Annotated in this window: 22 protein-coding genes and 1 riboswitch; of the genes, 10 read left to right on the forward strand and 12 right to left on the reverse strand. The window is 68.1% G+C overall.

The window, feature by feature from the left end:
* Nucleotides 1-2 precede the first annotated feature (2 nt).
* A complete protein-coding gene (locus ASD37_RS22570) occupies nt 3-1478 on the reverse strand; it encodes a gamma-aminobutyraldehyde dehydrogenase (protein ID WP_056556745.1) in 1476 nt (491 codons plus the stop codon).
* 123 nt (nt 1479-1601) lie between these two features.
* Here ASD37_RS22570 and ASD37_RS22575 point away from each other — a divergent pair, with 123 nt between their 5' ends.
* The 4 genes from ASD37_RS22575 to ASD37_RS22590 all read left to right on the forward strand — a co-directional run bounded on the left by ASD37_RS22575 (nt 1602) and on the right by ASD37_RS22590 (nt 5900).
* On the forward strand, nt 1602-2123 hold the full coding sequence (locus tag ASD37_RS22575; RefSeq protein WP_056556748.1) for an Lrp/AsnC family transcriptional regulator: 522 nt from the start codon (nt 1602-1604) through the stop codon (nt 2121-2123).
* Entirely contained in the window at nt 2120-3505 is a 1386-nt protein-coding gene (locus ASD37_RS22580; RefSeq protein WP_056556752.1) for an aspartate aminotransferase family protein, read from the forward strand. Before ASD37_RS22575 ends, ASD37_RS22580 begins: the two co-directional genes overlap by 4 nt.
* Nucleotides 3506-3520: 15 nt before the next feature.
* Nucleotides 3521-4513 (forward strand): SMP-30/gluconolactonase/LRE family protein, encoded by a 993-nt coding sequence (locus ASD37_RS22585; RefSeq protein ID WP_056556757.1) that lies wholly within the window; start codon nt 3521-3523, stop codon nt 4511-4513.
* Between the two features lie 145 nt (nt 4514-4658).
* Nucleotides 4659-5900, forward strand: a complete 1242-nt coding sequence (locus ASD37_RS22590) for a D-alanyl-D-alanine carboxypeptidase family protein (RefSeq protein ID WP_056556760.1) — start codon at nt 4659-4661, stop codon at nt 5898-5900.
* A gap of 4 nt (nt 5901-5904) precedes the next feature.
* Here ASD37_RS22590 and yhjD read toward each other — a convergent pair whose 3' ends face one another.
* Genes yhjD through ASD37_RS22605 form a run of 3 tightly spaced genes read right to left on the reverse strand, consistent with a single transcriptional unit; the run spans nt 5905 to nt 8810 of the window.
* A complete protein-coding gene (gene yhjD, locus ASD37_RS22595; RefSeq protein WP_056556763.1) occupies nt 5905-6930 on the reverse strand; it encodes an inner membrane protein YhjD in 1026 nt (341 codons plus the stop codon).
* Between the two features lie 17 nt (nt 6931-6947).
* Entirely contained in the window at nt 6948-7964 is a 1017-nt protein-coding gene (gene trpS, locus ASD37_RS22600) for a tryptophan--tRNA ligase (protein ID WP_056556766.1), read from the reverse strand.
* Nucleotides 7965-8009: 45 nt separating this feature from the next.
* Nucleotides 8010-8810 carry an exodeoxyribonuclease III gene (locus ASD37_RS22605; protein ID WP_056556769.1) on the reverse strand — a complete coding sequence of 267 codons (801 nt, stop codon included), beginning with the start codon at nt 8808-8810 and terminating at the stop codon, nt 8010-8012.
* Nucleotides 8811-8884: 74 nt separating this feature from the next.
* On the opposite strand from ASD37_RS22605, the gene ASD37_RS22610 reads away from it, so the two are divergent.
* A complete protein-coding gene (locus tag ASD37_RS22610; protein ID WP_056556772.1) occupies nt 8885-9730 on the forward strand; it encodes an alpha/beta fold hydrolase in 846 nt (281 codons plus the stop codon).
* 3 nt (nt 9731-9733) lie between these two features.
* Here the strand turns inward: ASD37_RS22610 and ASD37_RS22615 are convergent, their stop codons facing one another.
* Both ASD37_RS22615 and ASD37_RS22620 read right to left on the reverse strand, forming a co-directional pair.
* Nucleotides 9734-10951 (reverse strand): NADP-dependent isocitrate dehydrogenase, encoded by a 1218-nt coding sequence (locus tag ASD37_RS22615; protein ID WP_056556776.1) that lies wholly within the window; start codon nt 10949-10951, stop codon nt 9734-9736.
* A 33-nt stretch (nt 10952-10984) separates the two neighbouring features.
* On the reverse strand, nt 10985-13219 hold the full coding sequence (locus tag ASD37_RS22620) for an NADP-dependent isocitrate dehydrogenase (RefSeq protein WP_056556779.1): 2235 nt from the start codon (nt 13217-13219) through the stop codon (nt 10985-10987).
* 150 nt (nt 13220-13369) lie between these two features.
* Here ASD37_RS22620 and ASD37_RS22625 point away from each other — a divergent pair, with 150 nt between their 5' ends.
* The 5 genes from ASD37_RS22625 (at nt 13370) to ASD37_RS22645 (ending at nt 18939) form a co-directional block, all read left to right on the forward strand.
* Nucleotides 13370-14428, forward strand: a complete 1059-nt coding sequence (locus tag ASD37_RS22625; RefSeq protein ID WP_056556781.1) for a triacylglycerol lipase — start codon at nt 13370-13372, stop codon at nt 14426-14428.
* A 44-nt stretch (nt 14429-14472) separates the two neighbouring features.
* A riboswitch (SAM riboswitch) is annotated at nt 14473-14592 on the forward strand.
* Between the two features lie 144 nt (nt 14593-14736).
* Nucleotides 14737-16071, forward strand: coding sequence for a bifunctional o-acetylhomoserine/o-acetylserine sulfhydrylase (locus ASD37_RS22630; protein WP_056556785.1), 1335 nt, complete (start codon nt 14737-14739; stop codon nt 16069-16071).
* A gap of 27 nt (nt 16072-16098) precedes the next feature.
* Nucleotides 16099-17229 carry a homoserine O-acetyltransferase gene (locus tag ASD37_RS22635; RefSeq protein WP_056556789.1) on the forward strand — a complete coding sequence of 377 codons (1131 nt, stop codon included), beginning with the start codon at nt 16099-16101 and terminating at the stop codon, nt 17227-17229.
* The gene (locus ASD37_RS22640; protein ID WP_056556792.1) at nt 17226-17960 is read left to right on the forward strand and encodes a class I SAM-dependent methyltransferase; all 735 of its coding nucleotides are present in this window, start codon (nt 17226-17228) and stop codon (nt 17958-17960) included. Before ASD37_RS22635 ends, ASD37_RS22640 begins: the two co-directional genes overlap by 4 nt.
* 118 nt (nt 17961-18078) lie before the next feature.
* Nucleotides 18079-18939, forward strand: a complete 861-nt coding sequence (locus tag ASD37_RS22645) for an endonuclease domain-containing protein (RefSeq protein ID WP_056556795.1) — start codon at nt 18079-18081, stop codon at nt 18937-18939.
* 74 nt (nt 18940-19013) lie between these two features.
* On the opposite strand, the gene ASD37_RS22650 is transcribed toward ASD37_RS22645, so the two are convergent.
* From ASD37_RS22650 to hutU, 6 genes are read right to left on the reverse strand one after another with little or no spacing between them, the layout of a single operon-like run.
* On the reverse strand, nt 19014-20519 hold the full coding sequence (locus tag ASD37_RS22650; protein ID WP_056556798.1) for an FAD-dependent monooxygenase: 1506 nt from the start codon (nt 20517-20519) through the stop codon (nt 19014-19016).
* Entirely contained in the window at nt 20516-21160 is a 645-nt protein-coding gene (locus ASD37_RS22655) for a TetR/AcrR family transcriptional regulator (protein ID WP_056557531.1), read from the reverse strand. The genes ASD37_RS22650 and ASD37_RS22655 overlap by 4 nt, the downstream gene beginning before the upstream one ends.
* A 55-nt stretch (nt 21161-21215) precedes the next feature.
* A complete protein-coding gene (hutI, locus tag ASD37_RS22660; protein WP_056556801.1) occupies nt 21216-22397 on the reverse strand; it encodes an imidazolonepropionase in 1182 nt (393 codons plus the stop codon).
* Complete coding sequence (locus ASD37_RS22665) at nt 22394-23749, reverse strand: formimidoylglutamate deiminase (RefSeq protein WP_200959962.1); 1356 nt, start codon at nt 23747-23749, stop codon at nt 22394-22396. The genes hutI and ASD37_RS22665 overlap by 4 nt, the downstream gene beginning before the upstream one ends.
* Nucleotides 23746-24969, reverse strand: coding sequence for an allantoate amidohydrolase (locus ASD37_RS22670; RefSeq protein ID WP_056556804.1), 1224 nt, complete (start codon nt 24967-24969; stop codon nt 23746-23748). Before ASD37_RS22670 ends, ASD37_RS22665 begins: the two co-directional genes overlap by 4 nt.
* Nucleotides 24966-26651 carry a urocanate hydratase gene (gene hutU, locus ASD37_RS22675; RefSeq protein WP_056556807.1) on the reverse strand — a complete coding sequence of 562 codons (1686 nt, stop codon included), beginning with the start codon at nt 26649-26651 and terminating at the stop codon, nt 24966-24968. The genes ASD37_RS22670 and hutU overlap by 4 nt, the downstream gene beginning before the upstream one ends.

Genomic DNA, 26651 nt, shown 5'->3' on the forward strand with positions numbered 1-26651 from the left:
GATCAGCGCTTGCTGAAGATGATTCTGTGCCAATCCTTTTCGGCCTTGGCGGTGATGTCGCTCATGACGTGCTTGATGGTGAGGTACTCCTCGAAGGAGTAGTCACTCATGTCCTTGCCGAAGCCGGACGCGCCGACGCCGCCGTGCGGCATCTCGCTGATGATCGGAATGTGGTCGTTGATCCACACGCAGCCGGCGTGGATTTCGCGCGACGCCCGCTGCGCCCGGTAGACGTCGCGGGTCCACGCCGATGCCGCCAGCCCGTACTCGGTGTCGTTGGCCTGCCGGATGCCGTCGTCGTCGTCCGTGAACCGCCGCGCGACCAGGACGGGTCCGAAGATCTCGCTGCGGTACACCTCCGACCGCTCGTCGACGTCGGCGATCAGGGTGGGCCGGTAGAACGAGCCCGGCAGGTCGGGCGCGCTGCCGCCGGTGACGATGCGGCCGCCCTCCGACGTCGCACGCTCGACGATGGCGGCGACCTTCGCCCGGTGCGCCAGGGTGATCAGCGGCCCGAGGTCGGTGTCGGGATCATGCGGATCGCCGACGACGATCTTGCTCATCAGTTCGCCGACGCCCGCGACGAAGTCGTCGTAGAGGTCGCGCGCGACGATTGCCCGCGTCGCCGCCGTGCAGTCCTGCCCGGTGTTGATCAGCGACGCGGCGACGGCCCCATGGATGGCGGCGTCGAGGTCGGCGTCGTCGAACACCAGGAACGGGGCCTTGCCACCGAGCTCCAGCTGGGTGCGGTGCCCGTGCTGGGCGGCGGCCGCCATCACCTTGCGCCCGACGGCCGTCGAGCCCGTGAACGTCACCAGGTCGACGTCGCGATGCCCGGCCAGCGCCGTGCCGACGTCGTTGCCCGCACCGGTGAGGACGTTGAGGACGCCGTCGGGCAGGCCCGCCTCACTGGCGAGCCGTGCCAGCGTCAACGTGGTCAGCGGCGTCACCTCGGCGGGCTTGATGACCACCGAACAACCGGCGGCCAGGGCGGGAATCACCTTCCACACCGCCATCTGCAGCGGATAGTTCCACGGCGTGATCGTGCCGACGACGCCGATGGCGTCTCGGCGGATGCTCGAGGTGTGGTCACCGGAGTACTCGGCGGTCGCCTTGCCTTCGAGGTGCCGCGCCGCTCCCGCGAAGAAGTCGATGTTGTCCACGCTGCCCGGGACGTCGAAGTCCGTGGCCAGCCTGACGGGCTTGCCGGTCTGACTGACCTCTTCGGCAATCAGCTCGTCGGCGTGCTCGCCGGCAAGCCGGGCCAGCGTGGCGAGGACCGCGGACCGTTCGGCGGGCGTGGCGGTGGCCCAGCCCGGAAGTGCCGCCCGCGCCGACGCCACCGCGACGTCGACGTCGTCCGGTGTCGCCAGAGCGCACTCGGCAACGACGTTTCCGGTCGCCGGGTCGACGACCTGATGCGCCGCGCCGCGGGTCGTCACCTCGGCACCGTCAATCCAACTGCTCGCGAAGGTCATGGCTTTTACGCTAGCCGACCTGCCTCGTCGCAGCTACGCATATCCCCCGTGCAAACCGGATGAAACGAACGATTTCAGCGCATTGGTTGCCCCAAACGACGGATTCCGTGCACAATCGTCGTCATGGTCGATAGGGATGCTCAGCCGGGCGTCCAAGCTGTCTCGTTGCGAATCAACCATTCTCGTCCTGGTGCGGCGTTCCAGCTGGACGAACTGTCCAAGGCGATCGTCGACAAGCTGCAGCAGGACGGGCGACGGTCCTACGCCGGCATCGGCAAGGCGGTCGGCCTGTCGGAGGCTGCGGTGCGTCAACGCGTGCAGCGGATGGTCGACGCCGGCGTCATGCAAATCGTCGCCGTCACCGATCCCATGCAACTCGGCTTCGCCCGCCAGGCGATGATCGGCATCCGGTGTACCGGTGACACCACCAAGATCGCCGACAAGCTCGCCGAAATCGAGTCCGTCGACTACGTGGTACTCACCGCGGGATCCTTCGACGCCATCGTGGAAGTCGTCTGCGAGGACGACGGCGACCTTCTCGACCTACTCAACACCAAGATCCGCGCCGTACCAGGGGTGATATCCACCGAAACTTTGGTTTACCTCAAACTCGTTAAGCAGCAATACAATTGGGGCACAAGATGACTCTCGTAGAATCAGATCCAACCGTATACTCAGACGCGGCCGCCAAGGCCAAGCGCCACATGTGGGGCCACTTCGCCCGCCATGGCGCCGACATCACCCCGACGGTCATCACCCGCGGTGAGGGTGTCCACATCTGGGACAGCGACGGCAACAAGTTCATCGACGGCCTGTCCGGGCTGTTCGTGGTGCAGGTCGGACACGGCCGCGCCGAGCTGGCCGAGGCCGCCGCCAAGCAGGCCGAGACCCTGGCGTTCTTCCCGCTGTGGTCGTTCGCCACCCCGCCCGCCGCCGAGCTGGCCGAGCGCATCGCCAATTACGCACCTGGCGACCTGAACCGGGTGTTCTTCACCACCGGCGGCGGCGAGGCCGTCGAGAGCGCGTGGAAGCTGGCCAAGCAGTTCTTCAAGCTGACCGGCAAGCCCGGCAAGTACAAGGTGATCTCGCGGTCGATCGCGTATCACGGCACGCCGCAGGGCGCCCTCGCCATCACCGGCATCCCCGACTTCAAGGCGCCGTTCGATCCGCCGACCCCCGGCGGTTTCCGGGTGCCCAACACCAACTTCTACCGGGCACCCGAGCACTTCAGCACCGACCCGAAGGCATGGGGGCGCTACTGCGCCGACCGCATCGCCGAGGCCATCGAGTTCGAGGGTCCCGACACCGTCGCCGCCGTGTTCCTGGAGCCGGTGCAGAACGCGGGCGGTTGCTTCCCGCCGCCGCCCGGATACTTCGAGCGGGTCCGCGAGATCTGCGACGAGTACGACGTTCTGTTGGTCTCCGACGAGGTGATCTGTGCCTACGGTCGGATCGGGTCGATGTTCGCGTGCGACGACTTCGGCTACGTGCCGGACATCATCACCTGCGCCAAGGGGCTCACCTCCGGCTACTCGCCCATCGGCGCGATGATCGCCAGCGACCGACTGTTCGAGCCGTTCGACGACGGCAAGACCGTCTTCGGCCACGGCTACACGTTCGGCGGGCATCCCGTCTCGGCCGCTGTGGCGTTGGCCAACCTCGACATCTTCGAGCGCGAGGGCATCAACGACCACGTCAAGCAGATGGCGCCGGCGTTCAGGTCCACCCTCGAGAAGCTTCACGACCTGCCGATCGTCGGCGACGTTCGCGGCGAGGGATTCTTCTACGGCATCGAGCTGGTGAAGGACAAGACCACCAAGGAGACCTTCAACGACGAGGAGTCCGAGCGGCTCCTGCGCGGCTTCCTCACCCCGGCGCTGTTCGAGGCCGGGCTGTACTGCCGCGCCGACGACCGCGGCGACCCAGTCGTACAGTTGGCTCCCCCGCTGATCTGCGGCCAGAAGGAATTCGACGAGATCTACGAGATCCTGCACGGCGTGTTGAGCGAGGCAAGCCGCCGGATGTAGGCGGTTCAGCCGCCGATGTCCAAGCCGCCGATCGACCCCGTCCGCTGGCAACCGTCGGTGGTTCGGCGGCTGCCCGCGCCCGACCTCGACCGTTGGCTGACGACCGTTCCCCTACCGGGCCTGGCTCCGGAGGACGTAGTCGTCGACGGCAGGGGCGGCGTGTACACCGGGGTCGTCGGTGGCGACGTCATCCGCGTCGACGCCGAATCCGGCTCGCGCGAGGTCGTCGGCAACACCGGTGGGCGACCACTCGGCCTTGCCGTCGCACGTGACGGGCGGCTGCTGATTTGCGACAGCCATCGCGGACTGTTGGCGATGAACCTCGCCACCGGTGAGATCGAGACGTTGGTCGACTCGTTTGAGGGCCGCCCTTTGACGTTCTGCTCCAACGTGGTCGAGGCGTCGGACGGCTCCGTGTTCTTCACGGAGTCGACCGACCGCTTCGGCTACGAGCACTACAAGGGCGCGGCGCTGGAAGGTCGCGGCTCTGGCTCGCTGTTCCGGCTCGACGTCGACGGCACGGTCACGCGGTTGGCGTACGGGCTGCACTTCACGAACGGGGTGACGCTCACCGCGGACGAGTCGGCGGTCGTCTTCGCCGAGACGACGGGCGCGCGGGTGTCGAAGTTCTGGCTCACCGGCCCCGAGGCGGGCACGGTGACGCCGTTGGCCGAGGGGCTGCCCGGGTATCCGGACAACATCTCGACCGGGCCCGACGGCCGCATCTGGGTGGCCATGGTGTCGGACCGCAACGCCATCGTCGAGCAATTGGCAACGAAGGCCCCCATCCTGCGAAAGCTGTTGTGGTATTTGCCCTATCGCTGGCTCCCCGACGTCAAGCCGGTCGTGTGGGTGATCGCCTTCGACCCCGACGACGGCCACGTGCTGGCGCAACTGCACGCCAGTCATTCCGGCTTCGGGTCGACGACGGGCGTCGTCCAAGACGGCAACCGGGTGTGGTTGGGCGGCATCGGAGCCTCGGCGATCGCCTACTTCGACCTGCCCTGACCGTCGACTGCACGCATGTCGTACGCATCGCCCGAGTAGGTCCGTAAACAAGCGCGCAGTCGGCGCGAGACAGAACTCACCGGCCACTCTGGTAACAGCGTGGCAACTCCGAAAACCCAAGGCAGTCGCCTAACCTGCAGACACCATGGCGACGTTCCACACCGTGTCCCGACGCGCTGCCGCGTTGGTAGCCACTCCCCTCCTGGCAGCGTTCTGCATGCTCGGCAGCCCCGCACTGGCCAACGCCGACGACGCCTGCCCCTACAAGGTGGTGACGCCTCCCGCCGTCGACTCCTCAGAGGTTCCCGAGTCCGGCGACCCGCCTGCACCCCTGCCCGTGCCGGCCAAGCCGCTTGGCGGTGACGCTCTGTCCGGGTGCGGCATCATCACCGCGCCCGGCACCCCGCCCGTCCCCGGCGACGTGTCGTCGGAGGCCTGGCTGATTGCCGACCTCGACAACGGCGACATCATCGCGGCCCGAGATCCGCACGGCAGGCACCGCCCGGCCAGCATCATCAAGGTTCTGGTGGCGATGCAGGCGCTGCGGGAGCTCCCGATCAACCGGCAGGTGATCGGCACCACCGACGACGCGGCGGCCGAAGGCACCAGGGTCGGCGTCGACCAAGGCGGCAAGTACACCGTCAACGACCTGCTGCACGGACTGCTCATGCACTCGGGCAACGACGCCGCGCACGCGCTCGCCGCCCAGCTCGGCGGCATGGACACCGCGCTGCAGAAGATCAACGACCTGGCGAGCAAGCTCGGCGGTCGCGACACCCGCGCCGCCACCCCGTCCGGCCTCGACGGCCCCGGTATGAGCACCTCGGCCTACGACCTGGGACTCTTCTACCGCTACGCCTGGCAGAACGCCGTGTTCGCCAACGTCGTGGCCACCAAGACGTTCAACTTCCCCGGCCACCCCAACCGCGACGGCGGCGAAGACAGCCCCGCCTACGAGCTGGAGAACGACAACCAGCTGCTCTACAACTACCCCGGCGCACTGGGCGGCAAGACCGGCTTCACCGACGACGCGGGACAGACGTTCGTCGGCGCGGCCGAGCGCGACGGGCGGCGGCTCGTCGTGATCATGTTGCGCGGCACCCGGATACCCATCGCGCCGTGGGAGCAGGCCGCACACCTGCTCGACTACGGATTCGCGACCGACCCTGGCACGAAGGTCGGCTCGCTGATCGATCCCGACCCGTCGTTGGTTGCGCGGGCGGCCAACCCGCTCGGTGACAACGTTCCCGCCCAGGACGTGGCCGCCTCACCCCTGCCGACCGCCGACGCCGTGCCCGTGCGGGTCGGGGTGGGCGTCGTCGGAGCGATCGTCGTATTCGGCCTCATCATGGCCGCTCGGTCGCTCAACCGGCGCCCGACCGACTAAGCGCTCAACGTCGCCGCGTCAGCCGGGAAAGGCCAAGGGCGCCAAGCGCACCGACACCCACGGCGGCAACCGCCCCGCGGACGCCGATGCCCTCGTGCATCTCCACCCGGGTGGTGATCTCGGCGGGATCCGGCGGCCCGACCGGCGCCGCCGCCAGGTTGTCCCGTGACGTCGCGGCCCACGCGGTCGCGAAGAGGATCAGGCGGGCGGTGATGTAGGCGAACACCATCAGACCGAGGACCGGACCGAAGGTGGCGCCCGCGGGCCCCCGGATCACCGAGGCCAGGTACACCGAGGCGACCAGCTTGAAGACCTCGAACGCGACGGCCGCGAGCAGCCCGGCCCGCGCGGCGCTGCGCAGGCTGACCGACTCCCGCGGCAGCCGGGCGATGATCCAGGTGAACAACAGCCAGGAGATGCCGACCGACACGACGAGCGCGGCGAGCCGCAACAACACGCCCAGCCCCGTGAACTCGGGGATGCCGAAGAACTCGACGACGCTGCGCATCACCGTCCTGTTGCCGAGCAGCGACAGCGCGACGGTGACGACGATGGCCACGAATGCCGACAGCAGCGCCAACAGGTCGGAGATCTTGGTGCTCAGGAAGCCGGCGGGCTCACCCCGCTGGTGGCCCCACATCTGGCTGAGGGCCTCCCGCAGGTTCGCCATCCAGCCGAGCCCCGCCCACGCTGCGGTGGCCAAGCCGATGACGCCAACCGAGGTGCGGGATTCGATCGCCGACTTCATCAGGTCGACGAGCTGCTTTCCGAGATCGCCCGACACCGACCCGGTGATCTTGCCCTCCACGACCGCCAGAAGGTCCGGCCTGCTGGCCAACACGAAGCCGCCCGCGGCGAAGGCGACCATGAGCAGAGGGAAGAGCGCGAAGATCGTGAAGTAGGTGATGCCCGCGGCGTAGAAGTCGCCCTTGCTCTCGTCATAGCGCCCCTGGGCAGCCATGATGCGGTCGAACCAGCGATACCTTGCTCGGAGCCGGTCCAACACGCCTGGCTCGGCCGGTTCGGTCACGCCGGCCTCCTGATGGCCTAGGAACGCTTGGTGAGGAATCCCAATTGGTCGTATACCCGCGCCAGCATCTTTGCAGACTCCTCGTTGGCCCGCGCTGCGCCCGCGCTCAGCGCGGACTCCAATTCGGCCGGGTCGGCCAGCAACTCGTCGACCCTGGCCTTGATCGGCGTGACGAATTCGACGACCGCGTCCGCGGTGTCGGCCTTGAGGTCGCCGTAACCGCGGCCGGCGTACCCCTCGACGAGCGCGTCGACGTCGGTGCCGGTGACCGCCGACTGGATCGTCAGCAGGTTGGACACCCCCGGCTTGGCCTCGCGGTCGAAGCGAATCTCACGCTCGCTGTCGGTCACGGCGGACCGAATCTTCTTGGCGGTCTTCTTCGGATCGTCGAGCAGGCTGATCAGTCCCGCGTCGGTGGCGGCCGACTTGCTCATCTTGGCCGTCGGGTCCTGCAGGTCGTAGATCTTGGCGGTCGCCTTCTGGATCATCGGCTCGGGCACCACGAACGTCTTCGGGAAGCGCGCGTTGAACCGCTGCGCCACGTCGCGGGCGAGTTCGAGGTGCTGACGCTGGTCCTCGCCGACGGGCACCAGGTCGGTGGAGTACAGCAGGACGTCCGCCGCCATCAGGACCGGGTAGGTGAACAGACCAACGGTCGTGGCGTCCGCACCCTCCTTCTGCGACTTGTCCTTGAACTGGGTCATCCGTGACGCCTGCCCGAAACCGGTGAAACAGCCCAGCACCCATGCCAATTCGGCGTGCGCGGGCACGTGGCTCTGTAGGAAGACGGTCGACCGGGCCGGGTCGATCCCCAGCGCGAGGTACTGCGCGGCGGTCACCAGGGTGCGCTTGCGCAGCAGGGCGGGGTCCTGCGCGATCGTGATCGCATGCAGGTCGACGACGCAGAAGTAGGCGTCGTACCCGTCCTGCAGTCCGATCCACTGGCTGACGGCGCCAAGCGCATTGCCGAGGTGGAGGGAGTCGGACGTGGGCTGCACGCCGGAGAAGACGACGCGCCGATTCGAGTCACTCATGATGGCGTTGATCCTTCCACCCTCGTCATCCCGGGTGATCTTGGGTCAGGCGTACTCGACGGTCACCGGGGCGTGATCGGACCAGCGCAACGCGTAGAGCTCGGCGCGCTCCACCCGGGCGGCGACGACCTTCTCGGCCAGCGTCGGGTTGGCCAGCTGATAGTCGATGCGCCACCCCGCGTCGTTGTCGAACGCCTTGCCGCGCCACGACCACCAGCTGTACGGCCCTGCGACGTCGGGATGCATCGCGCGGACCACGTCGACCCATCCCGTGGCCAGCAGGTCGGTGACCCACTGCCGTTCGGCGGGCAGGAAGCCGGCCTTCTTCTGGTTCGCCTTCCATGCCTTGATGTCGTTCTCGGTGTGACCGATGTTCCAGTCGCCGCACACCACGGCGTCACGTCCGGCGCCGTTTAGGACCTTCATCCGCGCGGCAATGGCAGCCAGGAAGCGTTCCTTCTCCCGCTGCCGCTCGGTCTCCGCCTCGCCGGTGGGGACGTAGATGCTGGCGACCGTGAGATCGGCGGTGTCGACCTCGAGGTAGCGGCCGTGCGCGGCGAACTCGTCGGCCCCGGGACCGACCAGCGCACGGGTGATCGGGTGCCGGCTGAGCACCGCAACACCGTTGCGGCCCTTGAGGTGTGGATCGGCCGACGCCAGATGCCACCCGGCATCGATGGCGGGGGCCAGCGCCTGGGCCAGCTGCTCGTCGTCGGCGCGGGTTTCCTGAAGGCAGATCACGTCGGCCGGGGTCTTTTCGAGCCAGGGCAGGAGGCCGCGATTCTCGGCGGAGCGTTCCTTGACGGCGGCGCGGATGCCGTTGACGTTGACGGTGGTGACGATCACGAGGGACAGACCCTAGCCGAGGGCGCCGGGCACGATTCTTGCGGTACCGGCGGTATCACCTTAGTGTCGGCGGCATGACGACGCGTGACCCGATCCACCTCGGCGACTCCGGCGGCGAGCCGATCGTGATGCTGCATCCGTTCCTGTGCTCGCAGGCGGTGTGGCAGACCGTTGCCGAACAACTCGCGGACACCGGCGAATACGAGGTGTTCGCGCCGACGATGGTCGGCCACAACGGAGGCCGCCCGGCGACGTCGTGGGTCATGGGCACCTCAGACCTGGTCGACGACGTGGAACGACGGATGGACGAGCTGGGCTGGGACACCGCCCACGTCGTCGGCAACTCACTGGGCGGCTGGGTCGCCTTCGAGCTGGAACGACGCGGTCGAGCCAGGTCGTTGACGGCGATCGCACCGGCCGGCGGCTGGTCGCAACACTCGCTCACCAAGTACGAGACCGTACTGAAGTTCCTCGCCGGTGGCCCCGTGCTGGCCGCGGCCCGCCTGCTGGGACCCCGGATCCTGGGCCTGCCGTTCGCCCGACGCATCGCGACGCTCGCCGTCAGCGGCCCCGCCGACGGGCCGAGTCACCCCGACCTGGTCAAGCTGATCGACGACGCCACGCATTGCACGGCGTACTTCCAGCTGCTGGTCAAGACGCTGCGACTGCCCGGACTGCTGGAGCTGGCCAACGTCGCGGTCCCCACCCAACTCGTCCTGTGCGAGAAGGACAGGGTCTTCCCTACCCCGCGGGGCAACCGCTACCTGATCGACAACCTGCCCCGGGACACCCGGGTGGTTCGCCTGGACGGCCTCGGCCACATCCCGATGCTCGAGGCGCCGGGCCGGGTCACCGAGCTAATCGCCGACTTCGTCGGAGCCCATGCCGAACGCGAACGGCAGATCCCGCCTGCGGGCTGAGCCCTAGGCGAGTGCCTTCCTGAGGTGATCGGCGATGGTGCCGAGGTACTCCTCACTGGTCTGCCAGCTCTGCTCCGGCCCTATCAGCAGCGCGAGGTCCTTGGTCATGTGGCCACCCTCGACCGTGCCGATCACGACCTCCTCGAGCGTCTCGGCGAACTCGACGACCGCCGGCGTGCCGTCCAACTTGCCCCGGTGCGCCAACCCACGGGTCCACGCGAAGATCGAGGCGATCGGGTTGGTCGAGGTCGGCTTGCCCGCCTGGTGCTGCCGGTAGTGCCTGGTGACGGTGCCGTGCGCGGCCTCGGCTTCGACGGTCTGCCCGTCAGGGGTCATCAACACCGAGGTCATCAACCCCAGTGAGCCGTAACCCTGTGCGACGGTGTCGGATTGAACGTCGCCGTCGTAGTTCTTGCAGGCCCAGACGTAGCCGCCCTCCCACTTGAGGCAGGAGGCCACCATGTCGTCGATGAGCCGGTGCTCGTAGGTCAGCCCCTTGGCGTCGAACTCCGCCTTGAACTCCTCGTCGAAGATGCGCTGGAACTCGTCCTTGAACATGCCGTCGTAGCCCTTGAGGATGGTGTTCTTCGTCGACAGGTAAACCGGATAGTTCTGCTGCAGGCCGTATTTGAACGACGACCGGGCGAAGTCCTGGATCGACTTCTTGAAGTTGTACATCCCCATGATGACGCCGCCCTCGTCGGGGATCTGCACCACGTCGTGCACCATCGGTTCACCGCCGTCGGCCGGGGTGAACGTGACGGTGAAGGTACCGGGCCCGTCGACCTTCGTGTTGAAGGCGCGGTATTGGTCACCGAACGCGTGGCGGCCGATGATGATCGGCTTGGTCCAGCCGGGCACCAATCGTGGCACGTTGTGTATCACGATTGGCGCTCGGAAGATGGTGCCGCCGAGGATGTTTCGGATGGTGCCGTTGGGCGACAACCACATCTGCTTGAGCCCGAACTCCTCGACCCTGGCCTCGTCGGGCGTGATCGTGGCGCACTTGACGCCGACGTGGTGCCGCTTGATGGCGTTGGCCGCGTCGACGGTGACCTGGTCGTCGGTCGCGTCGCGGTGCTCGATGCCCAGGTCGTAGTACTCGAGGTCGACGTCGAGATACGGAAGGATCAACGTCTGCTTGATCAGCGTCCAGATGATGCGAGTCATCTCGTCGCCGTCGAGTTCTACGACCGTGCCGTCGACCTTGATCTTGGACATGTGAGCCACATTACAAGGGCACCCGCGGGTGCGTCAGCCGTGAGCGGACTCCAGCGCCTCGTTGAACGTCTTGCTCGGACGCATCACGGCCGTGACCTTCTCGGGATCCGGGTAGTAGTAGCCGCCGATGTCGACCGAATCACCCTGCACCCCATTGAGTTCGGAGACGATGGTCTCCTCGTTCTCGGCCAACGCCTTGGCCAGCGGTCCGAAGTACGCGGAGAGCTCGGAGTCCTCGGTCTGCGCCGCCAGCTCCTGCGCCCAGTACATGGCGAGGTAGAACTGGCTGCCACGGTTGTCCAGCTCACCGGTCTTGCGCGACGGATTCTTGTTCTCGTCCAACAGCTTTCCGGTCGCCGAGTCCAACGTCTTGGCGAGGATCCTGGCCTTCTGGTTGTCCTCCTTGGCGCCAAGACCGTCGAAGCTGGCGGCCAGCGCGAGGAATTCGCCGAGCGAATCCCAGCGCAGGTGGTTCTCCTCCACCAGCTGGCTGACGTGCTTGGGTGCCGATCCGCCTGCGCCAGTCTCGTACAACCCACCGCCGGCCATCAGCGGCACGATGGACAGCATCTTGGCGCTGGTGCCCAGTTCCAGGATGGGGAACAGGTCGGTCAGGTAGTCGCGCAGGATGTTGCCGGTCGCGGCGATGGTGTCCTGGCCGCGCATGGCCCGCTCGATGGTGTGCCGCATCGCGCGCTCTTGGCTCATGATCGAGATGTCGAGGCCGTCGGTGTCGTAGTCCTGGAGGTACTTGTTGACCAGCGTGCGCAACTCGTTCTCGTGCGGCCGCTCCTGGTCGAGCCAGAACACCACCGGCATGCCGGACTCGCGGGCCCTGGTGACGGCCAGCTTCACCCAGTCGCGGATCGGAGCGTCCTTCACCACCGGCATGCGCCAGATGTCGCCCTCTTCCACGTTCTGTGTGAGCAGCACCTCGCCGGTGTCGACGTCGACGATGTCGGCGACGCCGTCCTCGGGAATCTCGAAGGTCTTGTCGTGGCTGCCGTACTCCTCGGCCTTCTGCGCCATCAGGCCGACGTTGGGAACGGTGCCCATCGTCGTCGGGTCGAACTGGCCGTGGGTCTTACAGAAGTTCACGATCTCCTGGTAGATCCGGGAGAACGTCGACTCGGGGTTGACCGCCTTGGTGTCCTTGAGCTTGCCGTCGGCGCCGTACATCTTGCCGCCGGCGCGGATCATCGCGGGCATGGACGCGTCGACGATCACGTCGCTTGGCGAGTGGAAGTTGGTGATGCCCTTCGCCGAGTCGACCATCGCCAGCTCGGGACGGTGCTCGTGGCAGGCGTGCAGGTCGCGGATGACCTCTTCGTGCTGCGTCGCGGACAGCGACTCGATCTTGGCGTAGAGGTCGCTCAGACCGTTGTTGACGTTGACGCCCAGCTCGTCGAACAGCTGCTGATGCTTGGCGAACGCATCCTTGTAGAACACCTTCACCGCGTGTCCGAAGACGATGGGGTGGCTGACCTTCATCATCGTGGCCTTGACGTGCAGCGAGAACATCACGCCGGTCTCGTAGGCGTCCTGCATCTCCGTCTCGAAGAATTCACAGAGCGCCTTCTTGCTCATGAACATGCTGTCGATGACGTCGCCCGCGTCGAGCTTGACCTCGGGCTTGAGGACCAGGGTTTCGCCGTCCTTGGTCTTCAGCTCCATCCGCACGGTGTGGGCCTTGTCCAGCGTCAACGACTTCTCACCGTGGTAGAAGTCGCCGTGCCGCATCGTCGCCACGTGCGTGCGCGACGCCTGCGACCACTTGCCCATGCTGTGCGGGTGCTTGCGGGCGTACTCCTTGACGGCCTTCGGGGCACGGCGGTCCGAGTTGCCTTCGCGCAGCACCGGATTCACCGCGCTGCCGAGGCACGTGCCGTAGCGCTGCTTGATCGTCTTCTCTTCGTCGGTCTTCGGCTCGCCCGGGTAGTCCGGAAGGTCGTAGCCCTTGGCCTTGAGCTCCTTGATGGCGGCCAGCAGCTGCGGCACCGAGGCGCTGATGTTCGGAAGCTTGATGATGTTGGTGTCCGGCAGCTGCGTGAGCTTGCCGAGCGCGGCGAGGTTGTCCGGCACCCGCTGCTCTTCGGTCAGGTAGTCGGAGAATTCGGCCAGGATCCGGGCCGCGACGGAGATGTCGCTGGTCTCGACGTCGATGCCGGCGGCGCCCGCGAACGCGCGCACCACGGGAAGGAAGGCGTGCGTCGCCAACAGCGGCGCTTCGTCGGTCAGGGTGTAGATGATGGTCGGCTGCTCAGTCACTTATCTGTCTCCCGGCGTCACGGTCTATCTGCGTTCAAGGTCATTATCGCGTCGAGTACGAACCTACGCGTAGCTCTCCTGCCACGGATGGCGTGGGTGACTCGGCCAATCATGATCTGTTGACGCTGGGGACAGTTACGCTGCGGCCTCGTGAGGCAAATACTGGCAGCGGCGGCGGCAATCCTCACGACGGTGCTGACGGCCGGCTGCGGCAGCGAACCCGCCGCGCCGACCGAACCCGAGAAGCGCCCCTCATCCCAGGCCGTCGTGATCGTCTCCGGCGGGGACGCGACCAGCCCGTTCACCACCCCGGACCAGGCGTGCGCCACGGGCCTGGCCGCCGGGAACACCGACACGTCACTGCGCGAACACCTGCTCGAGCAGGGCTACACCGTCTACACCTCACCAGCCATGGCCGGCCGCGGACAGGTGGTCGACCAGACCGGTTTCGGACCCTTCGGAATCTGCCCCGTCACCCTGCCGGAGAACATGACGGTCGACTCGACCGCCAGCATCGACACCGCCGGCGAACACTTGGCGCGCTTCCTGAATTGGCTGCATACCGAGAAGGGCGTCACCGACGTCGACTTCGTCGCCCATTCGATGGGCGGGCTGTACTCCCGCTCGGCCATCCGCGTGCTGACCAGCACCAGCTCGCCGGTGCACATCCGCTCGCTGACCACGCTCGGCACCCCGTGGCAGGGCTCCTACCTGTCGGACTACGCCAACGGCAACCTGCCCCTGACCGACTGCCTGGGCAACGCGCTCTGCGAGACCGCCATGAAGGGCATGAAGGACGAAGTCCTCCGCCTGATGTCGGGCAGCGGCCGCGAGGTCAACAGGGCCTACCTGATGGGTGCCACGGGCTGGAACGAGTTCCAGTCCGGCGTATTGGACGACATCCCCGTCGTCCTGATCGCCGGGAAGCGGTTCACCATGCCCGGCCAGGCCAATCCCGTGGTGTGGCCCAACGACGGATTGGTCGCCCTGTCCAGCGCACACGCCGTCGACGTCGCCGACTCCGTGCTTCCGCACCGTCGCTGCTACACCGTCGACGACACCCACAGCATCTTCGTCTCCAACGCCGCCAAACTGGAGCGGAACACCGCGCTCACGTGGGACCCGCAGGTCCTCGACCTGGTGCACCAGTCGATCGAGGACGCGCCAAAGGCGCTCGAGTCAGCCAACCGCCAGGGTTGCCCGAGCTAGATCACACTGGCACCCACACGACGTCGTGGGATACGCTTCGTTTCGGTCATGAGTGCCAGCGTCAAGCCCCGGCTTGCTGGCCGGCAACCCTCCAACCGCGGTGGGGTGCCCTGGGTGATGACCAGGTTGAGTAGCCGCAGTCGGCTACACGGCAAGCGCGGGCCCGCCATGACGGGCCCCTTAGTAGACAGGGAAACCTGATGCGGAGGCCCCCGTTGTGTTGTTGACGCTGAACCATTTCCAGGCTTGATTCGTGCCCTGCTGACATCCCAGTGGCACCCCATTCTCATTTTCAGGAGACATCCTCAATGACCGACATCATCGATCCGACCGCTTCGTGGGCGTTCGAGACCAAGCAGGTCCACGCCGGCCAGAGCCCCGACGTCGCCACCGGCGCGCGGGCGTTGCCGATCTACCAGACCACCTCGTATGCGTTCAGGGACACCGACCATGCCGCGGCGCTGTTCGGCCTCGCCGAGCCGGGCAACATCTACACCCGCATCATGAACCCCACGCAGGACGTCGTCGAGCAACGCATCGCGGCCCTCGAAGGTGGCGTGGCCGCGCTGTTCCTGTCCTCCGGTCAGGCGGCCGAGACGTTCGCGATCCTCAACCTCGCAGGCGCCGGTGACCACATCGTCTCCAGCCCGCGCCTCTACGGCGGCACGTACAACCTCTTCCACTACACGCTTCCCAAGCTGGGCATCGAGACCACCTTCGTCGACGACCCCGACGACTTGGATTCCTGGCGAGCGGCCGTGCGGCCCAACACCAAGGCGTTCTTCGGCGAGACGATCTCCAACCCCCAGATCGACGTCCTGAACATCCCAGGGGTCTCCTCGGTGGCCCATGAAAACGGCGTCCCGCTGATCGTGGACAACACCATTGCCACGCCGTACCTCATCCAGCCGATCGCCCATGGCGCCGACATCGTGGTGCACTCGGCGACGAAGTACCTCGGTGGGCACGGCACGGCGATCGCCGGTGTGATCGTCGACTCGGGCAACTTCGACTGGACTCAAGGCCGCCATCCCGGCTTCACCACCCCGGACCCGAGTTACCACGGTGTGGTGTTCTCCGAGCTCGGGCCGCCCGCGTACGCGCTCAAGGCCAGGGTGCAGCTGCTGCGCGACCTCGGTTCGGCGGGGGCACCGTTCAACGCCTTCCTCGTCGCTCAGGGTCTCGAGACACTGAGCCTGCGCATCGAGCGCCATGTCGCAAACGCGCAGAGAGTCGCCGAATTCCTCAGCGCCCACGACGGCGTGGTGTCGGTCAACTACGCGGGCCTTCCCTCGTCGCCGTGGTACGACATCGGAAAGAAGCTGGCGCCCAAGGGAACCGGTGCCGTGCTCGCCTTCGAGCTGGCCGGCGGGATCGACGCGGGCAAGGCGTTCGTCAACGCCCTGACGCTGCACAGTCACGTCGCCAACATCGGTGACGTGCGGTCGCTGGTGATCCACCCCGCCTCGACGACGCACGCACAGCTCTCCCCCACCGAACAGCTCGCCACCGGCGTCACCCCGGGGCTGGTGCGGCTGGCCGTCGGGATCGAGGGAATCGACGACATCATCGCCGACCTCGAGCAGGGCTTCGTCGCCGCCAGCGCGGTCTCGGACGCCTCTCACACCACGGTCTCGGTGTGAGTTGAGAATCGTCGTGAGAGAAGAAGAGTGACGATCATCGAAGCCCCGGACACTCCCCTGCTGACGCTGCCCGCCGAAGCGCAGATCGGCATCGTCGACGTCGGCCCCCTGACGTTGGAGTCGGGGGTGGTCCTCGACGACGTCCGGATCGCGGTGCAGCGCTGGGGCGAGCTGTCGGAGGATCGCGACAACGCCGTCGTCGTGCTGCATGCGCTGACGGGCGATTCCCACGTCACCGGCCCCGCCGGTCCTGAGCACCCCACCCCCGGCTGGTGGGACGGCGTGGCAGGCCCCGGCGCGCCGGTCGACACCGAGCGGTGGTGCGCGATCGCCACCAACGTGCTGGGTGGGTGCCGCGGCTCGACCGGACCCAGTTCGCTTGCGCCAGACGGGAAACCGTGGGGTTCGCGATTCCCCACGATCACGGTGCGCGACCAGGTCAACGCCGACCTCGCGGCCCTCTCGGCGCTGGGCATCACCCAGGTGGCCGCTGTCGTCGGCGGCTCCATGGGTGGCGCCCGCGCACTGGAGTGGATCGTCGGTCATCCCGAAACCGTCAGGGCGGCACTGGTTCTGGCAGTGGGAGCCCGTGCGACCGCCGACCAGATCGGCACGCAGAGCACCCAGGTGTCGGCCATCAAGGCGGATCCCAACTGGCAGAACGGCGACTATCACGGCACCGGCCGCTCACCCCAGGTGGGCATGGAGATAGCCAGGCGCTTCGCGCACCTGACCTATCGAGGCGAGGCCGAACTCGACGAGCGGTTCGGCAACGACGCCCAGGGCAACGAAGATCCGGTCACCGGCGGGCGCTACGCGGTGCAGAGCTACCTCGAGCACCAGGGCGGCAAGCTGGCCCGTCGCTTCGACGCGGGCACCTACGTCGCGCTGTCCGACGCGCTCAGCACGCACGACGTCGGCCGCGGCCGGGGTGGGGTGGCGGCGGCCCTGGGCAGGGTCACGGTGCCGGTGATCGTCGGAGGCATCACCTCCGACCGGTTGTACCCGCTGCGGTTGCAGCAGGAACTGGCCGACCTGCTCCCGACGTGTCAGGCACTGAACGTCGTGGAGTCGGACTTCGGCCACGACGGCTTCCTCGTCGAAACCGAGGCAGTCTACGAAATGATCAGGCAGACATTGGAGTTCGCGTCCACGTGACCACCGACGAAACGCGGCAGCGCTCACTGTCATTCGGCGAGGAGGCCGCGGCCTACGAACGGGGCCGGCCGTCGTACCCGCCGGAGGCCATCAACTGGCTTCTGCAAAGCGGGGCGCGCAACGTCCTCGACCTCGGCGCAGGCACCGGGAAGCTGACGATCCGACTGGTGGAACGCGGACTGGACGTCATCGCCGTCGACCCCATCCCGGAGATGCTCGAGGTCCTCAGCCGTTCCTTGCCCGACACCCCGGCGTTGCTCGGCAGTGCGGAGGAGATCCCGCTGCCCGACGACAGCGTCGACTCGGTGCTCGTCGCGCAGGCGTGGCATTGGTTCGACCCGGAGCGGGCCATCAAGGAGGTCGCGCGGGTGCTTCGGCCCGGCGGCCGACTCGGGCTGGTGTGGAACACGCGCGACGAACGGATGGGCTGGGTCAAGGATCTCGGCCGCATCGTGGGCCACGAGGAAGATCCGTTCAGCCGTGAGGTGACGCTTCCCGCGCCGTTCGTCGGGCTGGAGCGCCAGCAGTTCGAGTGGACGAGTTACCTGACGCCGCAAGCGCTCATCGACCTGGTGGCGTCGCGGAGCTACTGCATCACCTCACCGGCCGACGTGCGCTCCAAGACCCTCGAAGACGTGCGGACGCTGCTGACCACCCACCCCGCTCTGGTGAACGCCACCGGCCTGGCGCTGCCGTACATCACGGTGGGGGTGCGGGCCACGCTGGCCTGACCCGTTCGCCGACTGCACGCATGTTTGCGGGGTCTCTTGACGTTTGCGTTCAACATGCGTGCGGTCGGCGGATGAATTGGTGCGCAACGGGCTCGCCGCCATGCCCGACGATTGGTGAGTGTCCGATCGACTCGTCGTGGCGACGGAAGCCTTGGCCGACGGCAGCCTCACCCGGCGCGACCTGAGGCGCAGCTACACCAAGCTCCATCGCAACGTGTACGTCCGCAGCGGCGTCGAGCTGACCGCCGTCGACCGGGGCCGTGCGGCGTGGCTGTGGTCGGGCCGGAACGCCACCCTGGTCGGACATTCGGCGGCAGCGCTGCTCGGCAGCCGGTGGGTGCCCGACGACGCACCCGTGGAGATCGTCCACTCCCGCCGTCCCCCGCCCAACGGAATCACCGTTCGCAGCTACGAGCTTCGCGACGACGAGGTGCGCCGGGTCGGCGAGATCGCCTGCACCACGGTCGCGCGCACGGCCTACGACCTCGGCAGGCGACTTCCGTTGGAGAGCGCGGTGATTCGGGTCGACGCACTGCTCAATGCGACGACGGTGACGGCGGAGGCGGTCGAGCTCGTCGCGCGGATGCACCCGGGTGCGCGTGGGGTTCGACGGTTGCAACGCGTCATGGACTTGGTCGACGCGGGTTCGGAGTCACCGCAGGAGACCCGCCTGCGGTTGCTGCTCGTTCGGTCGGGCTTGCCCCGCCCTTCGACTCAGATACCGATACTCGACAACTGGGGCCGTGTCGTGCGGCGGGTCGACATGGGCTGGGCCGAATGGAAGGTCGGCGTCGAATACGACGGCGAGCAGCATTGGACCGGCCCCGACGACTACGCAAACGACATCGATCGGCTGGAGTTCCTTGCCGCCCGAGGCTGGTGCATCGTGCGGGTCAGCGCCAGGCAGCTGCGCTCTGAGCGGGCCCGAGTCGTGGCCCGGGTGCGGGCGGCTCTGCGGGAACGCGGTTTCAGGGGCTGACGGGCCGCCGACTGCACGCATGTTTGCGGGGTCTCTCGACGTTTGCGTTCAACATGCGTGCGGTCGGCGAAGGGTCAGGCGGGGCCGAACCACCGGGCGAGCGCCTCGGGCAGCCCCAGCCCGTCCGGTGAGTCCGTCGCCCACGCCACGTAGCCGTCGGGGCGCACCAGCAGAGCGGCCACCGAGGTGTCGGCGCTGCCGCCCGTCACCAGGTCGACCCGGTCGGCCCACGCGCCCGCGCTCGCCGCGAACCCGCCGCCCGACAGGTCAAGCAGCACGGGCCGCGCATGGTGCAGCAGCTCCGCGAGCCGCGTGCCGTCGTTGAGCGTCAGCTCCGGCGCGAGGTAGCCCGACAGCGGGTGGGAGTCACCGACGGGATAGCGGACGTCGGAGCCCGCCAGCAGGTGCGCCATGTGGTCGCGGACCTGCGACTCGTCGAGCAGCTCGCCCAAGAGCGCCCGCAGCGCAGTCACTTCCGGGCCTGGCGCCATCAACGCCTGCTGAGCCAGCGACTGCATCATCACGCGCTCCCCCACCGGACGGCGCTCCGACTCGTAGGTGTCCAGCAGCCCCTCGGGCGCCCAGCCGTTGACCGCTGCGGCCAGCTTCCAGCCGAGGTTCACCGTGTCCTGCAGACCGAGGTTGAGGCCGGGACCACCCATCGGCGAGTGGACGTGTGCGGCGTCGCCGAGCACGAACACGCCGCCGACCCGGTAGGTCTGTGCCAATCGGGTGTTCGTGCCGTCCATCCGGCGCATCGCATGCGGGCCGGGCCCCTGCGGCAGCTCGAGCGGCACGTCCGCGCCGAGGACTCGCCGCGCGCTCTCCCGAAGGTCCTGCAGGCTCATCGGTGGCGCGTCGGCACCGAGACGTCCTGGCTCGATGGTGGCGAATAGCGTTCGACCGTGCGGCATTTGGAAGAAGACGTAGCCGCCGCGGTCCAGCCGGTTGTGCCGGTATCGAAGCGGGCCGAAGCCGGGAATCTCGTAGCTGCCGTCAGCACGACGCAGTGCGTCGGGCAGGTGGACGTCGGCAAGTCGGGTCACCGTGTCGGAGGTGCTGCCGGGGAAGGCGATGCCGACGGTCTTGCGGACCAGACTGCGACCGCCGTCGGCGCCGACGAGGTACGCGGTGTCGAGGTCATAGCGGTCACCCGGCGCGTCGACGGAGATCGTGACACCTCCGCCATCCTGGGTCAGATCACGCAGCGCGTGACCCCATCTGACGTCGACCCCCAGATCGCGGGCCCGCTTCTCGAGCAGGCGCACCAGCCTGGGCTGCTGGATCATCAGGGCGTGCATCGGGTTGTGCTCGAGCCCGGACAAGAAGATCGGCATGCCTGCGAACATCCACTCCCGCAGCGGCACCGGTGGGCCGTCGGCACCACCGAAGGCGTGGTAGAGGCCCCGCATATCGATCATCCGAACCACTTGTCCAGCAAGGCCGTTGGCCTTCGGCTCCGCCCCGGGACCGGGTTGCGGGTCCAGGACGACGGAATGCACCCCGGCAAGGGCGAGCTCGCAGGAGAGCATCAGGCCGTTCGGGCCTGCTCCGGCGATGACGACGTCGGTCTCAGTCATAGTTCTCCTCCTCGACGCGTTGGTTCCGGCAACCCCGCCGCGACGGCGGCCATGCCCTGGCGGTACAGCGCCGTGATGGCCACGGGCGGATCGGCCGTGGCGTACGTCTCCATTGCCGCGTCGCCCACCGCACCCATCACGGCAGCGACGAGGCGTGGATACATGTCGCGAGCCGGGTCGGTACCGCTGCGTTCGGCGATCGCCTGTACCCATTCGTCGAAGAGGTCCCTCGATATCGCGCTGCGAATCTCTGGATTCATTAGCATCTTTCGAATCTCGGCCAGTTCGGCACGCGACGGTGCATCGCCTCCGTCGCCGGGGTTCTCCGCGAGCTCGGCCTCCATGGGCGCCAGCATCGCCTCGGTGACCGACGTCCACAGGGGTTCGTCCGCGGGCCGCGCACGCAGCGCGTCGATGCCGAGCCGCAGACGCTCGACCTGGCGATAGGCCAACGCCTCGTACTTGCCGGTGAAGTAGTTGTTGAAGGTCCGCAGCGAGACCCCGGCCAGGTTGGCGATGGCTTCCCGCGTGACCTGATCGATGCCGTTCTCCAGGGCCAATCTCAGGGCGGCGTCGCTCAGCGCCCGTCGGGTGTCTGCCTTCTTGCGCTCCCGCAGGCCGCCTGGGGTTGGTTCTGACATGCCGACCACCGTACGCCAAATATTGCACGGTGGGCAAGATTGCCCGGCAGGCAATTCATGCCCGCGGCAGCAGCACTCCGTTGGCGATCACGTCGCGCACCAGTGGCACGCCGGGACGATAGGCCAGGTGGACGTAGGACGGGGCGTCCAGCACGGCGAAGTCCGCCCGTCGACCGACCGCGAGAACCCCGACGTCGTCGCGACGCAGGGCCTTCGCGCCTCCGGCCGTCGCCGACCACAGCGCTTGGGCGGGGGTGAAGAACATGTCGCGCACCGCGACGGCGATGCAGAACGACATGCTGGAGGTGAACGACGACCCCGGGTTGCAGTCCGTCGCCAACGCGACCGTGGCACCCGCGTCGATGAATCGCCGGGCGTCGGGCCAGGTTGCGCGAGTGGAGAATTCGGCGCCGGGGAGCAACGTCGCCACCGTGGTGTCGGCCGCGGCGGCAAGCGCCTCGACGTCCGCGTCGGAGGCGTAGGTGCAGTGGTCCACCGACGCGGCCCCCAACTCGACGGCCAACTGGATGCCCGCACCCAGCTCGAGCTGACCCGCATGCAGACGCGGCACCAGACCCGCGGCCATCCCCGCCTGCAGGATCGTCCGTGCTTCGTCGACGTCGAAGGCGCCCCTGTCGCAGAACACGTCGACCCAGCGGGCCAGCGGCGCGCAGGCCTCCATCATCGGGCCGACGACCAGGTCTACGTACGCGTCGCGGTCGTCGCGGTATTCCTGCGGCACGACGTGCGCACCGAGGAACGTCGTCTCGTCGGTGAACGCGCGCGCCAGCCGCAGTGCGCGAGCCTCGTCGGCGACGGTCAGGCCGTAACCGCTCTTGGTCTCGAACGTCGTCACCCCGCCGCGGAGCAGTTCGCCGGTGAGCCGATCCAGACCGCGGTCCAGGGTCGAGTCGTCGGCCGCCCTGGTCGCCGCGACCGTGGTGGCGATGCCGCCCACCGCGTAGGACTGCCCGCTCATCCGCGCCGCGAACTCAGCGGACCGCTCCCCCGCGAACACCAGATGCGCGTGGCTGTCCACGAATCCGGGGATGACGCTGGCGCCGGCGAGGTCGACGCGGGAGTCGGCGTCGGGGGCGTGCCCCCGTGGTCCGACCCACGCGACGCGGTCACCATCGACGACCACCGCGCCGTCGGTCACGATCCCGAGAACGCTCCCGTCGTCCTGGCTCGGATCGTTGGTGACGAGTTCGCCGATCCCGGTGTACAGCGTGGTCATCGAACGGATCCTTCCATCAGCGCCGAAATGGTCTCGGCCAGTGCGGCACCCACGTCGTCGACGTCAAAGTGCCGCCGATCGGCGACGACGACGCGGCCGTCGACGACGACGTCGGTGACGTCGGCGGCGGTGGCCGCGAACACGACGTTCTCGACGGTGGCGCCACCACCTGCGGTGCGTACCGACTCCAGGTCCACCGCGACCAGGTCGGCGCGCGCACCGACCTGCAAGACACCCGCATCCGTCCACCCCAGCGCGTGCTGGCCGTCGAGAGTGGCTGCGCCGAGCAGTCTTTCGGCCGCGACGATCCCGCGCTCACGGCGGGCCAGGCGCTCGTCGAGTTCGGTGGCGCGCGCCTCCTCGAACAGGTCGACCACCGCGTGGGAGTCCGACCCGAGACTGAACAGCCCGCGGCCCGCCAGCAGCGCGGCGGCCGGGCCGATACCGTCCCCGAGGTCGCGCTCGGTGGTCGGGCAGAAGCAGACCCCGGTCGCGGTGCGGTCGAGATCGGCGAGGTCCTCGTCGGTCAGGTGGGTGGCGTGGACCGCGGTGGTCCTCGGGCCGAGCACACCGGCGTCGCGCAGCAGCGCCGTCGGGGTGGCGCCGTGCACGGCCAGACACTGGTCGACCTCGGCGGTCTGTTCCGACGAGTGCACGTGCAGCGGCGCTTCGTGCGCGGCCGCCCATTCGACGACGGCGGGCATGTGCGCCGGCGGCACGCCGCGTACCGAATGCAGTGCGGCGCCGACGATTACCCGATCATCGGCGGACACCTGGCGGTGAAGTTCCTCGACGCGGTCGGCCCAGCGGTCGCCGCTGCCGTCGCCGAAGCGCTGCTGCGGGCCCTCGGCCAACGGCGCACCGTCGACGCCCGAACTCAGGTAGCACGTGTCGAGCAGTGTCAGCCGCACACCGGCGTCCGCGGCACCGGCGATCAGGGCCAGGCCCATCTCGTTGGGGTCGGCGTAGGGCACCCCGCCGACGTCGTGATGCAGGTAGTGGAATTCGCCGACCGACGTGATGCCGGCCAGCGCCATTTCGGCGTACACGGCGCGCGACAGCCGCCGATAGCCGTCGGGATCGAGCCGACCCGCCGCGCGGTACATCAGATCGCGCCACGTCCAGAAGGAGCCACGATCCCGCTGCGTCCGCGAGCGCAACGCGCGATGGAAGGCGTGCGAGTGCGCGTTCGCCAGACCGGGCACGACGAGCCCAGGGAGCCGCCGGGCCGAGGCAGGCGCGTCGACGCCGACCTCGATCGAGGCGATCCTGCCGTCGGACACCGAGATCGACACCCGCTCGGCGACCATGGCTCCGCCCAGCCAGGCGTTTTCACACCACCAGGTGCTCACCCCACCCACTCCGTCATGACGTCGGCCAGCGCCTCCGCACCGACGTGGCAGTCCGCGGTCTCGGCGTGCTCCGCCGGGGAGTGCGACACCCCGGTCGGGTTGCGCACGAACAGCATTGCCGTCGGCACCTTGGCCGACAGGATGCCCGCGTCGTGGCCCGCCTGGGTGGGCAGCACCGGCACGTCACCGAGACGCGACAGCGCACGCTGCAGCCGGGCCCGCGGACCTTCGGGGAATTCGACGATGGGCGTGACGGATTCGACCGTCACGTGGAGGTCGACGTCGTCAGAGGACGCGAATCCCCCGGCTTCCCTGCTGATCTGCTCGACCAGCGCCGTCAACGTCGCCTCGTCGGCGGCACGGGCGTCCAGCCACGCCCGGATCCGGGACGGGATCGCGTTGGCCCCGTTGGGCGACACCAGCACCTTGCCGAACGTCGCGACCGCCTCGTGCTTGGCCGCCGCCGACCTGGCGGCGTGCACCGAGGACGCGAAGGCCAGCATCGGATCCCGCCGGTCGGCCAGCCGCGTGGTGCCCGCGTGGTTCGCTGCTCCGTCGAAGACGAACTCCCAGCGCCCATGTGGCCAGATCGACGACGCCACGGCGATCGGTCGGTCGACGAGGTCCAGCGCCCGGCCTTGCTCGACGTGCAGTTCGACGTAGACGCCGATGCGCTTGAGCATGGCGTCGTCGACTCCGAGGTGCTCGGGCCGGCGACCGGCGCGCGTCATCGCCTCGGCGAGAGTGACCCCGTCGTTGTCACGCAGTCCACGGGCCCGGTCGGCACCGAGGGCACCGGTCACGAGTTGCGATCCGACGCAGGCGACCCCGAAGCGGGCACCCTCCTCGTCGGAGAATGCCGCCACCGCAACGGGAATCGTCGGCACCACACCGCGATCCCGCACGATGTCGACCGCCGCGAACGCGGAGACGACCCCAAGCGGCCCGTCGAAGGCGCCGCCGTCGGGCACCGAGTCGAGGTGCGATCCGGTGACGAAGGCGCCCGTCGGTTCGCCGGTCCACCCCTCCGGCAGCCACCACGCCCACAGGTTGCCGTTGCGGTCCTCCTCGAAGGACATCCCCCGCGACCCGGCGGAGTCGCGGAACCACTCCCGGAGCGTCAGGTCGGCATCCGACCAGGCGAACCGGCGATACCCCCTGGTGTTGGTGTCCTGGCCGACGTCGAGGATGGCTCCCCACATCGAGTCGAACGAGGTCATTCGCTCTCCTGCATCGGGATTCGCACTCCCCGCGTGGCGGCCACCTCGGCGGCGTACTCGTACCCCGCGTCGGTGTGCCGGATGACGCCCATGCCGGGGTCGTTGGTCAGCACGCGTTCGAGCTTCTGCGCCGCGAGTTCGGTCCCGTCGGCCACCGACACCTGCCCGGCGTGGATGGAGCGGCCCATGCCGACCCCACCGCCGTGGTGAATCGACACCCACGTCGCACCCGATGCCGTGTTCAGCAACGCGTTGAGGAGCGGCCAGTCGGCGATCGCGTCGGAACCGTCGAGCATGGCCTCGGTCTCGCGGTAGGGCGAGGCAACCGACCCCGAGTCGAGGTGATCACGGCCGATGACGATCGGAGCGGACACCTCGCCGGAGGCGACCATCTCGTTGAACTTCAGGCCGGCTCGGTGCCGTTCGCCGTAGCCGAGCCAACAGATGCGAGCGGGCAACCCCTCGAACTCGACGCGCTCACCCGCCATGGTGATCCACCGTCGCAAATGCTCGTTGTCCGGGAAGAGCTCCAGAATGGCCTTGTCGGTGGCGGCGATGTCCTTCGGGTCACCGGACAGGGCGGCCCAACGGAACGGGCCCAGCCCCTCTTCGAACTGGGGCCGAATGTAGGCGGGCACGAAGCCGGGGAAGTCGAAGGCGCGGTCGTAGCCGGCCTTTCGGGCTTCGTCGCGGATGGAGTTGCCGTAGTCGAACACCTCGGCGCCCTTGTCGAGGAAGCCGACCATGGCGGCGACCTGCTTGGCCATCGACTCCTGCGCCTGCTCGGTGAAGTACGCGGGATCCTTGTCGGCCATCTTCTTCATGTCCTCGAGGTCGATCCCGAGTGGCAGGTAGGACAGCGGGTCGTGCGCCGAGGTCTGGTCGGTGACGATGTCGATCGGCGCGTCGCGTTCGAGCAGGGCGGGAAACACCTCGGCGGCGTTGCCAACCACTCCAATCGACAGGGGCCGCTTGGCATCCCGCGCCTCGATCGCCTTGGCCAGGGCGTCGTCGAGGTCGGTGGCCTTGACGTCGAGGTAGCGCTTGGCGATGCGCCGGTCGATGCGCGTCTCGTCGACGTCGACGCAGATGGCGACGCCCTCGTTCATCGTGACCGCCAGCGGCTGCGCACCGCCCATGCCGCCGACGCCACCGGTGAGGGTGATGGTGCCGGCCAGCGTGCCGCCGAACTTCTTCTTGGCGATCGCCCCGAACGTCTCGTAGGTGCCCTGGAGGATGCCCTGGGTGCCGATGTAGATCCACGACCCGGCCGTCATCTGGCCGTACATCGTCAACCCCAGCGCCTCCAACTTGCGGAACTGTTCCCAATTCGCCCAGTCGCCAACCAGATTCGAGTTGGCGATCAGGACCCGGGGCGCCCAGACGTTGGTGCGGAACACCCCGACCGGCTTGCCGGACTGGACCAGCATGGTCTCGTCGCCCTCGAGACTGCGAAGGGTTCGGACCAGCGCGTCGAAGGCCGGCCAGCTGCGGGCGGCCCGCCCCGTGCCGCCGTAGACGACGAGGTCGTCGGGATGCTCGGCCACCTCGGGATCGAGGTTGTTCATCAACATTCGCAGGACGGCTTCCTGTTGCCAACCCTTGCAGGAGATGTCGGTCCCGCGCGGGGCGCGGACGGGGCGGGGTCCGGCGACGGAGGCAGGCCCGGAGGTGGTGCTCAT

The organism is Mycobacterium sp. Root135 (assembly GCF_001426545.1).
Taxonomy (GTDB): Bacteria; Actinomycetota; Actinomycetes; order Mycobacteriales; family Mycobacteriaceae; genus Mycobacterium.